Source organism: Nonomuraea sp. PA05 (assembly GCF_008086045.1).
GTDB lineage: Bacteria > Actinomycetota > Actinomycetes > Streptosporangiales > Streptosporangiaceae > Nonomuraea > Nonomuraea monospora.
Map to the genome: position 1 here is coordinate 131558 of NZ_VSEY01000011.1, position 14421 is coordinate 145978.

The following is a 14421-nucleotide window of genomic DNA, read 5'->3' on the forward strand; positions in this document are numbered from 1 at the left end:
GCGGACCCCGGCTGTCACCCGTCCTCGTGGTAGTGCACGCCCTACCGTTGGGCGTCCCCGCCGCCTGGGGATCGGGCCGGCCCATCGCACTCAGCGTGGCACTGGACGACGACTCTCACCTGGTGGGGAATGGCGGGCGGCGGGGGCGCCGGCTCAGGCGAGCTGCAGTTCGGGCATCGGCTCCGGCGCGGCCGCCTCGCCGTGGACGTGCAGTTCCGGGCGGAAGGCCGCCAGGTACGCCTCACGGTCGCGGAAGGTCGCGGCCAGCGCGTCGCCGTAGTCGATGAGCTGGCGGTGCGCGTGCCTGCGCGGCTCGTACCTGGCGTGCAGCAGCCGGTCGAGCAGCTCGGGGTCGGGCCCCGCCGCGCTGATGACGTCCGCGAGGATCTCGGCGTCGTGCAGCGTGTAGCTCATGCCCATGCCGGTCATCGGGTGGCAGGCGAACGCGGCCGAGCCGAGCAGTGCGGCGTTGCCCTTGTGGTACGCCTCCACCCGCAGCGACGAGACCTTGATCCGCTGCCAGGTGGCGGGCTGCAGGGAGTTGAACGCGTCCGAGCTGTCGGTCACGAACTTCTTCAGCTCGTCGATGAGTGCGGGGATGCCGTCCTGGAAGACCTCCTTGTCGTCCTCGGGTGGCAAGCCGACGAACACGCGGGCCTGGTCCCTGTTGATCGGATAGAGGTAGGTGAGCCAGCCCTCCGAGCTGAAGTACAGCCGGTTGAGCTGGGCGACGCTGGCGCTCAGCGGCACGGTCGCCACCCGCATGAGCAGCCGCTCGTACGGCATCGTGAACTGCTCGATGCCCAGCGCCTGACGCACGGCGGACTTGGTGCCGTCGGCGCCGATCACCACGCCGGCCCGCAGCCTCCGGCCGTCGCACAGGATGAGCTCCTCGATGCGGTCCTCGCCTACCGCGATGTCGCCGATGCTGGCGTCGAACCAGAACTGGACGCCCTGCATCGCGCATGAGGTGTAGATGAGCTCGACCAGCTCCCTGTAGGGACGGATGAGGAAGCCGCCGTCGGGGAAGCGGCACTCCTGGATGGGGTCGCCATCGTGGTAGTAGCGGATGATGTCGCGTCGCAGGCCATGGCGTTCGACGAGGCCGGCCAGCCCGTGCCGGGCCAGCACACGCAGGCCGGGGGGCTTGAGGAAGTCGGCGCCCGCGCTCGGGACGGAGGGTCCCTGCTCGATGACGACGACGTTCAGGCCGCGGCGACCCAGCAGCAAGGCCAGGAAGCAGCCGCCGAGCCCGGCGCCGACGATGGCTACGTCGCACGATGTGGTTGCCATGACGAGAGCCCTTTCGAATGGTTGAACTAGTGCGTATGCCCGCGGGTACCTGCGAGGGGGCCGGGTTCGGCCGTCCGCGGCCGCGGGACAGGGTCCAGGTGGGGGTCTGCGGAGGGTGTGCGGGTCTCGACTGGCAGCAGCGCGTCGGCCTCCGCCGCAACGGTGGCGAGGGTCATGCGCAGCTCTAGCAGCAGCCTGCGGGGCACCTTGATCATGACGTCACCCGGGTCCGGCCGCAGCCGGGTGATCTTGGTCAGGGCCAGTGCTCCGATCAGCACAGAGATGGCCACGCACAGGGCGAGCGCGCCGGCCAGGCCCGCGAAGGGGCCGGTCATGAACGGGTGGTCGATCACGACGGACACGACCGCGACGCCGACGGCGCCGCCGACCATGCGCGCCATGGTGGCCGCGCCCACCGCGGAGGCGTACTGGTGCGGGCGGGCGGCCAGGGTGGTGGCGACGGAGGTGCCGGGCGCGAGCGCGCCGACCCCCATGCCGACCACGACACTGGCGACCAGGCCCCACACGGTGGGACCGGCCTGCGTCAGCACGAGCACGCAGGCGCCGCCGCACAGCAGCGAGCCGGCGTAGATGAGGCCGTACGCGCCGACCCGCTTGAGGAGCTTTCCGGCCAGGAAGCTCGTCACGACCACGGCCACCGACGTGGGGGTCAGCCACATCGCCACTTCGAGCATGGGGTAGCCGAGGTGCAGCAGGTACAGCGGCTGCACGGTGAGCAGCCCGTAGGACAGGGCGCCGAAGCCCCAGGTGGCCAGCCAGCCCCAGACGAACCGGGGCCGCCGCCACAGGGCCAGGTCGATCGCCGGCAGGCGGTGGTGCCTGGCCTGCGCGAACGCGCCGCCGAGCAGGGCCAGCGCGGCCAGCGCCAGCCACAGCACGTCCATGCCCCAGGCCATCGCCTTGGAGATGGCCAGGACCACGACGGCGATCCCGGCGGCCAGCAGCCAGGCGCCGAGCACGTCCGGCACGCCCTTGGTGGTGCTGCGCCGCCCGGAGGGGAGCGCCACGCACGCGATGAGCAGCAGGACGCCGATGACGACGTCGGGGACGAACAGCGCCCGCCAGCCGACGGTGGCGGCCAGCCAGCCGCCGCCCGCCTGCATGAGGAGGCAGCCCAGCCCGGAGGCGGAGCTCCACAGTGCGATCGCGCCGCGGCGCTGCGACTCCGGCAGCTCGCCGAGCAGCAGGCCGAGGCTGGCCGGGATCATCGCCGCCGCTCCCGCGCCCTGGACGGCCCGTGCGGCCAGCACGTACGACCAGGGCTCCACGGTGACGGTGGCGATCCCGCCCAGCACGAACACGACGAGCCCGACCGCCAGCACGCGCCGGCGGCCGAACAGGTCGGCCCAGCGGCCGGCGGTGGCCAGCAGGGCCGCGATCGGGATGAACGCCGCGCTGGTCAGCCACACCAGGTCACCCAGCGGCATGCCGGCGCCGGCGGGCGTGTAGCGCAGCACTCCCACTGCCAGGGTGGTGGCCGTGGTGTCGGCCATCACCGTCAACATGACACCCGCACCGACCAGGCGCAGCATCACACCGTGACGCCGGTCCGCGCCGGTCGAGCCCGTCCCCCTGACGGCCGCTGGTGACGAACGCACGTGTCCTCCTATGGATGGCTTGCCGCCTCGCACGCTCCGGCGGTGCGAGGGGCGGAGCTGACGTGTCTCGACGGTGGGTCAGGCGCCGTACCGGCCGGGCGAGATCATGCCGTCCGGGTCGAGCGCCGTCTTGAGCCTGTGCAGCATGCCGAGGCCGGCGGTGCTGGTCTCGGACCAGACGTCGGCGGCGGCGTGATCGATGTCGGATCGGTAGATGGCGCAGCCGTGGCCGCGCAGCAGGCAGCTTCCGTCGTTGCGGAGCTGGTGCGCGCGGTACGGGGCGTCGGGCGCGCCGCGTTCGAAGAAGATCTGGATGACGCCGTTGGCGAGGTGCTCGCTGACGAGGTTCCACTCCACCATGAGGGCGGTGGTGTGGCGGTCCACGGCGGTCTGCAGCGCGGCCAGGATCTGGTCGGTCCTGCGGGCGTGCATGGGCATCAGCGGCAGCAGTGCCAGGAAGCCCATCGCGCCCTCGTCGATCCGGTCGCACGACGTCACGCCGAGCGCGTTGTGCACGCCGCGGCAGGTGGGGATGCCCTGCGCCATGAGCGCGCGGGGGTAGAGCGGGTCGTCGGGGGCGACCTCGGCCGCGTCCAGCACGCGCAGCGCCTCGGCGCCCTCGACCTCGATGAGCGCCTTGCGCAGCAGCTCCTCGGCCAGCTCCACCGTGGCGTCGCTGCCCATGAGCGGCCCGAGGATGGTGAACAGGCCCGGGTCGACGCCGGCGGGCAACATCCAGTCGCCGCCGCTGGGCACCAGCGACAGCTCGCGGACGCGCAGCAGCCCGTCGGCCGGGTTGCCGCGGCGCAGGAAGCCGGTGACGGCGCCGAGCGCCACCCCGGCCTGGTCACGGTTCATCCTGCCGTGCACGAGCCCGATGGTCTCGGGACGCGGCACCAGCGACACGGCCATGGCGGTGACGATGCCCAGGTTGTGCTGTACGAACGTCTGCGTCAGGTCGGGCCCGGCAACGCGACCGTGGTAGCGCCCGGCGGGGTCGAGCCCGCCGGTGGTCACCACGCTTCCGTCCGCCAGCACGGCCTCCAGCCCGGCCACGTCGTGGACGCGGGAGCGGACGCAGCCGTCGCCGCGGTCGAGGGCGTTGCCGATGACCGAGGTGTCGGCGCACGAGGCGGTGACGTTCAGCATCCACGGGGTGTCCCGCAGCACCGCGGCGAGCTGCCGCTGGGTGACGCCGGGCTCGATGACCGCGTAGCCGGCCTCCAGGTCGAGGCCACGGATGCGGTTCATGCCGCCCAGGTCCACGACCACGTTGTCGTCGGTGACCGGCACGGCCGAGCCCATGCCCCAGTTGCGGCCCGTGCTGATCGGGTAGAGGCGGCGCCGGCCGGCCATGGCCTGCCGGACGAGTGCGCGTACCTCGTCCAGGCTGCGGGGCGTCTCGACGCCCGCGACGGTGCGTGTCTGGTGGCCCCCGACGTCACGCGACCTCAGTTCCAGCCGCGATAGTCCCTGCATGACTCTCCTCAAGGGGTGAGATTCGCTCTTCCGGCTCCCTGCGTCGGAGCCGCTGTGGGGGCACACGTCAGACGGTGTGCTGGAGCAGGTCGTCGATCGACCCGATGGCCTGGTTGGACAGCTCTCTGATGCCGAGCAGGCGCTGCTCGACGTACACGTCCTCTTCTGGCGGCGTCTGGGGGAAGTCGAGCGTGCCGCGGGGAGCGGTCTGCGCGGGCACGTCGTGCAGGGTGTAGGGGTGGCGCCGGACGTGGTCGGCGTGCTCGCGCCGGGATCGGGCGGGCAGGTGCGGGGGGGTTCGCATGACGGGAGCTCTCCTACCGGACTCGAATGGGGTTTTCCGGGCGACCGCTCGCCGTTGAGCGGCTGGTGGTCAGCGCGCGCCCTCCTCGGTCTCCTCGAAGCCGGGGTAGCCGGCCCGTGGAGCGACGGCCGCGGGGATGTACCGGGGCAGGCCGTGGTTGATGACGCTCGCGGCGATGCGGCGCTCCGCCAGCCCCATGTGGGGACGGCCGGCACCGGAAGAGCCCGGCCGGGCGCCGGCCGAGCCTCTGATCATGGAGCTGGCGTGCACCCAGCGGCGCGACTCCGCCAGCACCTCACGCTGTGCGCGGCTCAGGTCCGAGTGCTCGGCGTAGTGCTCGCACACGGCCCGCGCCAGCACCCGCGCCATGACCAGGTGCTCCTGGCATGCCGCGGCGACCTTCGCCTCCAGGCCGGTGACCTGGGCGAGAAGGAGTTGCAGGTGCGGCAGGGCCGAGCTGCGCTCGAACCCGTCGAGCTCCGCCAGCCGCTCGGGCCAGCGCAGCCGCCGCTCGATGGCGGCGCACACGGCGCTCACCAGCGCGGCGGCGGGCTCCTCGTCCGGTGCGCGGCCGTCGAGCTGCACGGCGCGCTGCGCGGTCGGCTCGAAGTCGGTGAGCCTGCGCAGCCCGCTCTGCAGCAGGCGGACGCGGTTGTGCAGGCACGCCGCGCTCCAGCCGAGCACCAGGAGGCGGTCGGCGTCGGCCTCGCAGTGCCAGCCGGCCAGCGCCACTTCGCGGGCCATGCGGTGGTGCAGCACCCATGACTCCTGCTGGTCCACCGGTACCGGCGTGTCGATCCATACCTGTAGCCCGCCGGGGGGCAGCTCGGCGACCCCGACGTCCAGTCCCTCCGGCGCGACCCTGACGCAGATCCGCCGTACGACGCGTAGCTGGGCGACGGTTTCCGGCGCCATGGGCACGGGGCCTGGCAGCACGCGCTCCTGGGCCACCTTCGCCCGTGGCTCGATGCTCATCTGGGCCACCTCCTGACCCGCAGTCTCTCGACCTACGTAAATTGACACTTAATAGTGCCGTCCCGATCGTCGTTAGACCGGCGTTTCCTGTCAACTGTCACTTAACGGATCCAGCATGGGTAGATCGGGCCGCGACGGGGAACAGGCGTTAACCCGCGACTTCCCGCAGGTGAATACGGGGTTACGGGGCGTGCATGATCTAGGCTCCGAACGGTGCAGCAGATCGTGGACGACAGCCGGGGAGCGAGCCAGTGCGGGTGCCCAGAGCCGTGGTCGCGGCCATGTCGGTGGCCGCCGGGCTGCCCGCCTACCACGGTCCGGCGCAGGCCGGAGGCAATTACTGCGTGCTACCTGATCACCCCATTCAGTCCGGGCCTTACCTCGTCGCCACTGCTTCCTTCCTAGACTGGATTCATCCGAATCCGCCGCCCGCCGACCCGGAGCCCGAAGGCTCGGAACGGCTCGAGTTCGCCGGGTTCCCGAACGTGTCGGCCCTCGACGTGACCGGCCGCCGCGGCCGTCCCGAGACCAAGGTGATCGCCACCTTCACCACGAACGTGGACAAGGTGGTCACCCTCACCAGCTCCGCCGCCGTCTCCTCGGACGGCGGGCGCACCTTCGGCCCCGCCGAGCAGACGCCGCTGCGGGAGTCGCCGATCGAGCTGCACGACGGCCGGTTCTTCGCCACGGAGTACTACCTGGCCAGGACGGGCCCGCACACGGCGCGGCTGGGCGTGCTGACCTCGTCCGCGCTCGACGACGGCGAGAGCTGGCTGCGCTCGGAGGCCGTGCTGACCACGCCCGGCGACCTGCTGCCCGGCGGGGCCGCGCACGGGGCGCCGATCCAGCTCGCCGACGGGACGATCCTGATCACGGCGTACGCCCGCTACAACCCCACCGGCGCCTACCAGGCGGAGCTGTACGCCAGCCGCGACGGCGGGCGCACCTTCGAGCGGCGCGGCGTGATCGCCGCGCCCGAGCCCGGCTTCGCCTACAACGAGGCGGCGGTCGAGCAGGCGATGGACGGCAGCCTGGTGGCGGTGCTGCGCCACGACGGCGGCAGATACTCCATGCTGCACCAGACCCGCTCCACCGACGGCGGGCACACCTGGGAGCCGCCGCGCGGCCTGAGCCTGGCCGGCTTCGACTGCCTGGTGCGCGGCGTGGCCCCCCGGCTGCTGCTGATGCCCGGCGGGGCGCTGATCCTGAGCGCCGGGCGGCCGGACAACTGGCTCGCGGTCTCGCCCGACGGCCTCGGCCACGAGTGGCGGGAGACCCGGGTCACCTACCACAACCGCGACGGCATCGTGGACACGCGCGGCTCCTCCGGCTACACGGGCCTGGCCGCCGTCGGGCCGCACCGGTTCATCCAGGTGTTCGACAACTGCAAGCTGGCGGGCGTGCGGCCGGACGGGCTGCTCGACGAGACGGCCTGCCCCGCGCACGGGCGCTTCGAGTACGGCGGCCGTTACGCGGTCAAGCGCCTGCTGTTCGACGTCGCCACCCCCGGCACCCGGCTCGACCTGGCCGCGCTGCGCCGCCGCGGCGAGCTGCGCGTCTCCACCGACATGCGCTGGACGAGCCACCGCCGTCCCAGGACGCGGCCCGGCGGCGCCCTCGACGGCAGCACGGGCTACTGGTCGAGCGCCGTCGCCCGGGGCCGCGGCACCTACGTGCTGCACCTGGACCGGCCGTACCCGCTGGCCAGGATCGGCCTGAGCCTGCGGCCGGGGCATCCGGCGAGCGCGCGCGTGTACGTGTCGAAGAACGGCCGGTCCTGGGGCGGGCCGGTCGTCACGATCAAGGACAGGGTCGACCACGCGTTGCGTTACGACGAGATCGGCCGCACCGCCCGGCACGTCAAGATCGTGACGGAGCCGTCGGCGGGTTGCGACCGGGAGATCGGCCGCAGATGCGCGGTGCTGAACGAGGTCGAGCTCTACTCATGAACGGCAGTCTCCCGCCGGTCGGCAAGAGCCCGCAGGGGCCCCTTCACGGTGCCCCCGCGTGACTTTCCCGCAAGCCCTTACCGTCCCGGCGGCATGTCGCCGCGACGGCCGAAGGGCATGTCCTTCTCGTCCTTCGTCACACCCTCCTCGTCGATCTCCAGGCGCTCCTTGCGGACCTGGCCCTCGACGGTCTCCTCGTGCTGGACGTCCTGCTTGCGCACGTGGATGCGCTCGACCGGCTTGGTCTCCTTGCCGACGACCGCGCGCTCCTCGTGCAGGATCATCTGCCGGTCCTCGGCCTGGATCTCGTGCGAGCCGGCCATTTCGCCGTCGCGGATCGGCTCGCGCTCGATCACGACCTCCTCGTGCGAGAGCGGGACCTTCTGCTGGACGTTCTCCGTCTCGACGTACTTGTGCAGGCGTACGCGGCCCGTCTCCCTGGTCTCCTTGCCGATGTGGAGCTGCTCCTCCGACCGGGTCATCTCGATGTCGCGGTCGTCGGTCATGCCGCCGCGCATCTCACCGGCCAGCCCGGCGCGTTCGCCCGGCATGTCGACCCGCTCCCCTGTCAGGCCCGACTTCTCCCCGGCCAGGCCGCCGCGTTCCCGCTCTCCGGTGACGGGGCCGCGGGTGCGGGCCTCGCCGGTGCGCTGACGCGGGATGTCGGCCGGCTGCATGCCGTAGTAGCGGTAGAGGTCGGCCTCCTCGTTCAGGGACAGGCGGTCGTCCACGTCGATGTTGGGCGCGCCCTTGATCATCTCCTTGTCGAAGGGGACCCTGATCTCGTCGCCCGAGCGGCGGGAGTTGGCCAGCGGCACGAAGGTCTGCTTCATCCCGAAGAACCCCGTGCGGACGGTGACCCACTCCGGCTCGCCCGAGTGATCGTTGAGGTAGATCTGGCCCACCTTCCCGATCGATTGTCCGTCCGACCCCACCACATGGCAGTCGAGTAGGTTACGGATCTCTGTTTGCATAGCCACGACGATCCCCCCGATGTGTTCGTCCTGGTTCAAAAGGGACAAATACCCTAAATCGCCACATATCCACACATGGGTGGGGCACGATTCGGCCTATTTCATGAAAACGGGCGCTTGCTGGATCAGCTCTCCTGAGCCTTCTCCAGCGCGTCCAGATGATGCTGCAACGACTGCTGCGCCGTCTGCGCCAGCGTCTTCACCGTCTGGTTGGCCCCCTTGGAGACCTCCGTCTTCGTGGCGGCCAGCGCCTCCCGGTGCGCCTTGATCATGCCGGACAGGAAGTCCTCGTCGAAGTCCCGCCCCGAGCTGTCCCGCAGCCGCTTGACCTCCGCCCGCTGCGCCTTGGACGGTGACGTCGGCAGCTCGATGCCGAGCTGCGTGGCCGCCTGGGTGACCTTGGAGCCCAGCGCGGTGTGGTCGTCGACGAGCAGCTTGCCGACGGCCTTGACCTGCTTGGTGGCGCCCTTCCCCATGGCCAGCCGGCCCGCCTGCACCTCCGAGAGGTTGCCCTGGTGGATGGTCCGCATCCACTCCTTGTCCTGCTCGGACGGCTGCGTGTCGGTACGCGCGGGCAGGGCCGCGGTGTTGGGCGCCACGTCGGCGGCACAACCGGTGAACAGGGCCAGCGTCGCGGCGGCCAGCGGCAGGGACAGACAGGTGCGCATGAGGATTCCTATGACATAGTGATACGTCTCCAATACAGAGAGTAACCGTCGTGGTGCTGCCGACCCCTGCATTACCCCTGCTCGGGCGCGTCAGGAGCCGGGTGCTCGCAGGGGGCCGCGGTAGCCGGGCGGCGGGTCGTCGCCCTCGTAGGCGTTCAACCGGCCGTCCGTCAGGAACGTCCTGGCCAGCCTCAGGTAGGCGTCGGTGCGGCCGGGCGGGGTGCCGTCGCCGGCGTAGGCGAGGCGGGCGTTGGGGAGGGCGCGGCGGAAGGCGGTGGCGTCCGACCAGGGCTCGGCGTCGCAGGCGCCCTTGACGATCAGCACGGGCACGTTCACCCGCGCCAGGCTGTCGCGCAGCGAGGCGGGCGCGGCGCGCCCGGCCAGCGCGACGTAACCGCCCCGGCCCGGTCCCGGCCGGGGCGCCGGGCACGCCGACGGGTCGTGGTCCAGGAGCGAGAGGTACGCGTCCAGCTCGCGATCCCCCGCGAAGGAGTGCGCCGTGACCGGGTCCACCCGCAGCAGCGCCGAGACGGCGAGGGAGCGCGGGTGCGGCAGCCCGGCCGGCCCCAGGGGGATGGCGGCGATGGAGGGACGGGACGACGGGCGGGCCGGGAGGAGGCCGGTGGGCGAGTACAGGACCGCCTTGGAGACGTGGCCGGGGTGTGCGGCCAGGTAGGCGGCGGCGAGCTGCGCCCCGTGGCCGCGGGCCACCAGGTTGAGGCGCTCCGCGCGCAGCGTGCGCCGGATCGACTCCAGGTCGGCGACGTCCCTCGTCAGGCCGTACTCGCGGGGGTCGGCCAGCCTGGCCGAGCGGCCCGCGCCGAGCTGGTCGTAGACGTACACCTGGAAGCCCGCGGACGCCAGGCGGCCGTAGAAGGCCGAGTCGCCCTCCAGGTCGCCGATGCCGGGACCGCCGTGCAGGAAGATCACCGGTTCGGGGTGGGCGGCCTTCGCCGGCGCCGTCCGCACGTAGGCCAGTCTGGAGCCTGTGGGCAGGCGCCACTCGCGTTGCCCCGCCACCTCGGCGGGGGCTCGCGGGGTGGCCGGCGGGTGCAGCGTGATCGCGGAGATCTGCCAGACCACCGCCGTCTCCACGCCGAGGACCGCGATGGCGCGTAACCAGCGGGGCCATCCCGGCCGGGGTCTGGGGACGCACAGGAGGAGGCCCAGGAAGAGGACCGACGCGAACACCGCCAGGCCCACCACCGGGAACACGTCCGGTCCCGCGCCCACCAGCGCCATGCCCGCCAGCGCGGCCAGGCCCGCGACGGGGGCCAGCGCCAGGACCAGCCCGCCCGCCACCACCCGCCCGGCCAGCCGCCTGGCCCTGCGACCTCGCGCACCGGACGTCCGGCTCGGACGGCGCCCGGCGCGCTCGCCCGAGGCTGCCTCGTCCGGCAGGGGTGGAGCAGGGGACACTCGGCCGGTCCTGGTCTCGGCCGGGCGGGCTTGAGGAGAGGACCCGCGACCGCCGGGCAGGGCCTGCTCATGCGTCACCCGGCCACCCGGCGCGGGCTGCGCGGGCGGCGGTTTTCGGCGGGAGGAGCCGGGGCCGGAGGAAGGTTTGGCGCTGGGTGCCACGAAAGGGACGTTAGTGCACGCCCCTCTCCCGGGTCAGGGAAGTGACCGACCCAGCCGCAGCCGGATCCGATCGCCGCGCCGCACGGACTCGCGCACCGTCCACACCCGCTCGTCGACGACCGTGCCCCTGGCCGTCATGTAACCGCCCATCCGCAGCACCGGCCGCCCCGTGTCGTCGCTGAGCAACTGCGCCCGCGACTCGGAGTCGTCGCCGAACAGCACCAGGAAGTCGAAGGCGTCGGCGGGGGCGTCGAGGATCAGGCCGGGATACAGGTGCGAGTGGGGGATCTCGATAACATGCTCGCTCACGGGTCGACGTCTACCCAGATTTCACGCTTTGAGCTGAAGTGAGACGTGGGATAGCGCTTTCCGACGACATGGGATGAAATAACAGCAACCTTGTCTACAGGCTGGAGTACCACTGTGCCACTGTTCGACCTGCCGCTCGAGCAACTCCGCGAGTACCGTCCCGACCGTGACGAGCCCGCCGACTTCGACGCGTTCTGGGCTGACACCCTGGCCGAGGCCGGGAAGTTCGACCTCGCGGCAGAGTACGTCCCGTACAACCTGCCGCTGACCGGCGTGGACGTGTTCGACGTGTCGTTCGCCGGGTGGGGCGGGCACCGGATCAACGGCTGGTTCCTGCTGCCGAGCGGCGCGGACGGCCCGGTCCCGTGCGTGGTGCACTACATCGGCTACAGCGGCGGCCGTGGATTCCCCAAGGACCACCTGCTCTGGCCTGCCGCCGGGTACGCCGTCCTCGTGATGGAGACGCGCGGCCACGGCGGCGCGAACGTCGGCAGCCCCGGCACCACCGGCGACCCGCACGGCAGCTCGAACCCGCAGGCGCCCGGCATGATGACCCGCGGCATCATGGACCCCGCCGACTACTACTACCGGCGCGTGTTCACCGACGCCGTGCGGGCGGTGGACGCGGCGCTGGCGCATCCGGCCGTGGACGCGGCGCGCGTGGTGGTCGCGGGCGGCAGCCAGGGCGGCGCGATCGCGCAGGCCACGGCGGCGCTGCACCCGGGTGTGAAGGCGGCGCTGATCGACGTGCCGTTCCTGTCGCACTTCCGGCGGGCCGTCGAGATCACCGGGCGTGACCCGTACCAGGAGCTGGTCAGGTTCCTCGCGACCCGGCGGGACAGCGCCGAGCAGGTGTTCAGGACGCTGGCGTACTTCGACGGGATCAACTTCGCGGCCCGCGCGACGGTGCCCGCGCTGTACTCGGTGGCGCTGATGGACGACGTCTGCCCGCCGTCCACGGTGTTCGCCGCCTACAACCACTGGCAGGGGCCGAAGCAGATCACCGTCTGGCCGTGGAACAATCACGAGGGCGGGGGCGGCTACCAGTCGGAGGAGCAGGTGCGTTACCTGCACAAGCTCTTCAGCGAGAGCTAGAGGGGGCGGGGCCGCCGCGCCGGAGTGCCCATCCGCTCCGGCGCGGCGGTGCCCGTCAAGCGGATTGCTCGGTGACCAGGAACGACACGCTCCCCTGGTCATCGGCTCCGGCGTCGAGGGACTTGTCCTCCAGCACAGTCGCGGCCACCGGGTCGAGATACACCCGCGCCCCCTCGTTCTCGACCACCGCGTCCGCGGGCTCGGGGGCGGTGGCCAGGGTCAGGGTCAGCGCGCTCGCGTTCTCTCCCTGCGACGAGATGCGGATCCCGCTCTGCTCGGGCTCGGGCGCGTTCGCGGTCAGATCGCGAATCGCCTGGGCGGCGTTGTCTGTCAGGGTGAGCACTACGGCTCCTCCTCACGGTCGACGTTCAGGAGTTGGCTGCCCTTCCCCCTGCTTTCGGCCTCAACCCTTCCTGGCAGTTTCTTTACCCAGAATTCCGGTGCGGCCCGTGTGGCGTGCGCACGCGGGGACAATGGGGCCCATGGACTTCGCGGCGCAGCGGCACGCCCTGGTGGCGCAGCTCAGGACGTCCCAGGACGTCAGCGAACCCGTGGCCGAGGCCATGCTGGCGGTGCCGCGCCACCTGTTCGTGCCCGGCGTCGAGCCGGAGGCGGCCTACCGCGACGAGCCCATCGTGACCAAGCTCGACGACGACGGCCGGCCGATCAGCTCGTCCTCGCAGCCGGCCATCATGGCGACCATGCTCGACCAGCTCCGCGTGGCGCCCGGGCACCGCGTGCTGGAGATCGGCGCGGGCACCGGCTACAACGCGGCGCTGCTGTCCCGCCTGGTGGGCCCCGGCGGGCGGGTGGTCGCACTGGACCTCGACGAGGACACCGTGGAGCAGGCCAGGCAGCATCTGGCGGCGGCCGGGGTGTCCGGGGTCGAGGTGGTGTGCCGCGACGGCGCGGGCGGCCATCCGGGGCTGGCGCCGTACGACCGGCTGATCGCCACGGTCGGCGTGTGGGACCTCGCGCCCGCCTGGCTGGCGCAGCTCGGCCCTGACGGGCGGCTCGTGGTGCCGCTCGACCTGCGGGGCGTGCAGGTGTCGGCGGCCATGGAGCGCGACGGCGGGCGGTGGGTGAGCCGGTCGGTGGCGCCGTGCGGGTTCATGCGGATGCGCGGCTCGTTCACCGGGACGGAGGCGGTCGCGGTGGTGCGGCAGGATCCGTTCCTGGCGCTGGTGCTGCCGGAGCAGCGCGAGGTCGGCGACGTGCTCGCGGCGCTGAACGCGCCGCCCACCGAGATCACGGTACGGCGTGCGGAGAAGGCGGCGTCGTTGACCGTCGCCATGGGGATGGCGCTGTGGCTGGCGCTGCACGAGCCGCGCTGGTGCGCCGTGAGCGGCGACCTCGGCGGCGGGCCCGGCTTCACGGCGGGCATCGTGCAGCCCGACGGCATCGCGGTGCTCTCCGTGGACGGGTCGCTGGTGGCGCGCGGGCACGGGGCGGGCAGGGCGCGGCTGGCGGCGGAGCTGGCCGCGCACGTCAAGGCCTGGGACGAGGCCGGGCGCCCCGAGGCGAGCGCCCTGCACATCGCGGCCTACCCGCACGCTCCGGGCCTGGGCGAGCCCGCCGTCCACGAGAGCGGCGCCTGGTCCGGCCGGACGGTGGTCATCGAGAAGCGGCACACCACCCTGGTGCTGGGCTTCGGCTAGACGACCCAGGCCCCGTCACGGATGAGGTCGCGCCCCGCCAGCTCGTTCGCCTCCCGCCAGGCCTGCAGCCGCACCGGCGCGACGTGGAAGTAGTGGTACCGGCCGGCCTCCTCGCGCGGGTCGAAGCCCGCCTTGGCGGCGAACGCGTCGCCCAGCTCGTCCTGGACCTCGCTCGCGGGCGTGGCCCGCGCGGTGCCCTCGATGAGCACCACGTCGCGCACCAGCCCGATCGCCACCCGCGTCCGCCCGCCGGCCAGCAGGTTGCGGGCGGTGGGGCTGGCGCTGGCTGTGGAGATGACCAGCGCGTCGCCGTCCCACAGGAACGACAGCGGCACCATGTACGGCGTCCCGTCCGCGCCCGCGGTGGCCACCCAGGCGTCCACGTCGTGCTCCAGGCGGTGCAGGGTGTCCCGCTTGCGCTGCTCTGCGGTACGCGGGGTGGGCTGGGACATCGGGCCTCGCTCTCGTCGGTCACAGGGGCTCTGATCGCCCTCGTCATTATTGAGGATGATCAGAA

At 72.3% G+C, this 14421-nt stretch carries 14 protein-coding genes; 3 read left to right on the forward strand and 11 right to left on the reverse strand.

The genetic code is table 11. The features are described 5' to 3' along the window. Positions 1-153 precede the first annotated feature (153 nt). From FXF51_RS19135 to FXF51_RS19155, 5 genes are all read right to left on the reverse strand, one after another. Positions 154-1293 carry an FAD-dependent monooxygenase gene (locus tag FXF51_RS19135; RefSeq protein ID WP_148435850.1) on the reverse strand — a complete coding sequence of 380 codons (1140 nt, stop codon included), beginning with the start codon at positions 1291-1293 and terminating at the stop codon, positions 154-156. Between the two features lie 26 nt (positions 1294-1319). Next, positions 1320-2912: an MFS transporter gene (locus FXF51_RS19140; RefSeq protein WP_148435851.1), complete on the reverse strand. Its 1593-nt coding sequence runs from the start codon at positions 2910-2912 to the stop codon at positions 1320-1322. A gap of 78 nt (positions 2913-2990) precedes the next feature. After that, entirely contained in the window at positions 2991-4391 is a 1401-nt protein-coding gene (locus tag FXF51_RS19145) for an FAD-binding oxidoreductase (RefSeq protein WP_148435852.1), read from the reverse strand. A 67-nt stretch (positions 4392-4458) separates the two neighbouring features. Further along, a complete protein-coding gene (locus tag FXF51_RS19150; RefSeq protein WP_148435853.1) occupies positions 4459-4695 on the reverse strand; it encodes a hypothetical protein in 237 nt (78 codons plus the stop codon). Between the two features lie 69 nt (positions 4696-4764). Beyond that, complete coding sequence (locus FXF51_RS19155) at positions 4765-5670, reverse strand: hypothetical protein (protein WP_148435854.1); 906 nt, start codon at positions 5668-5670, stop codon at positions 4765-4767. A gap of 251 nt (positions 5671-5921) precedes the next feature. Here FXF51_RS19155 and FXF51_RS19160 point away from each other — a divergent pair, with 251 nt between their 5' ends. Then, a complete protein-coding gene (locus FXF51_RS19160) occupies positions 5922-7619 on the forward strand; it encodes an exo-alpha-sialidase (RefSeq protein ID WP_148435855.1) in 1698 nt (565 codons plus the stop codon). Positions 7620-7696: 77 nt separating this feature from the next. Here the strand turns inward: FXF51_RS19160 and FXF51_RS19165 are convergent, their stop codons facing one another. From FXF51_RS19165 to FXF51_RS19180, 4 genes are all read right to left on the reverse strand, one after another. Beyond that, positions 7697-8593 (reverse strand): DUF2382 domain-containing protein, encoded by an 897-nt coding sequence (locus FXF51_RS19165; protein WP_148435856.1) that lies wholly within the window; start codon positions 8591-8593, stop codon positions 7697-7699. A gap of 125 nt (positions 8594-8718) precedes the next feature. Next, positions 8719-9261, reverse strand: coding sequence for a DUF4142 domain-containing protein (locus tag FXF51_RS19170; RefSeq protein ID WP_187414448.1), 543 nt, complete (start codon positions 9259-9261; stop codon positions 8719-8721). 90 nt (positions 9262-9351) lie between these two features. Further along, the gene (locus FXF51_RS19175) at positions 9352-10680 is read right to left on the reverse strand and encodes an alpha/beta fold hydrolase (RefSeq protein WP_148435858.1); all 1329 of its coding nucleotides are present in this window, start codon (positions 10678-10680) and stop codon (positions 9352-9354) included. 195 nt (positions 10681-10875) lie between these two features. Continuing rightward, positions 10876-11151 carry a hypothetical protein gene (locus FXF51_RS19180; protein WP_148435859.1) on the reverse strand — a complete coding sequence of 92 codons (276 nt, stop codon included), beginning with the start codon at positions 11149-11151 and terminating at the stop codon, positions 10876-10878. Positions 11152-11265: 114 nt separating this feature from the next. Between FXF51_RS19180 and FXF51_RS19185 the strand changes: the two genes are divergently transcribed. Then, positions 11266-12246, forward strand: coding sequence for an acetylxylan esterase (locus FXF51_RS19185; protein WP_148435860.1), 981 nt, complete (start codon positions 11266-11268; stop codon positions 12244-12246). A 55-nt stretch (positions 12247-12301) separates the two neighbouring features. Here the strand turns inward: FXF51_RS19185 and FXF51_RS19190 are convergent, their stop codons facing one another. Further along, positions 12302-12589 (reverse strand): HesB/IscA family protein, encoded by a 288-nt coding sequence (locus FXF51_RS19190; protein WP_148435861.1) that lies wholly within the window; start codon positions 12587-12589, stop codon positions 12302-12304. Between the two features lie 139 nt (positions 12590-12728). Between FXF51_RS19190 and FXF51_RS19195 the strand changes: the two genes are divergently transcribed. Then, on the forward strand, positions 12729-13904 hold the full coding sequence (locus FXF51_RS19195) for a methyltransferase domain-containing protein (protein ID WP_187414449.1): 1176 nt from the start codon (positions 12729-12731) through the stop codon (positions 13902-13904). On the opposite strand, the gene FXF51_RS19200 is transcribed toward FXF51_RS19195, so the two are convergent. After that, a complete protein-coding gene (locus FXF51_RS19200; RefSeq protein WP_148435863.1) occupies positions 13901-14356 on the reverse strand; it encodes a pyridoxamine 5'-phosphate oxidase family protein in 456 nt (151 codons plus the stop codon). The genes FXF51_RS19195 and FXF51_RS19200 overlap by 4 nt on opposite strands. Positions 14357-14421 lie beyond the last annotated feature (65 nt).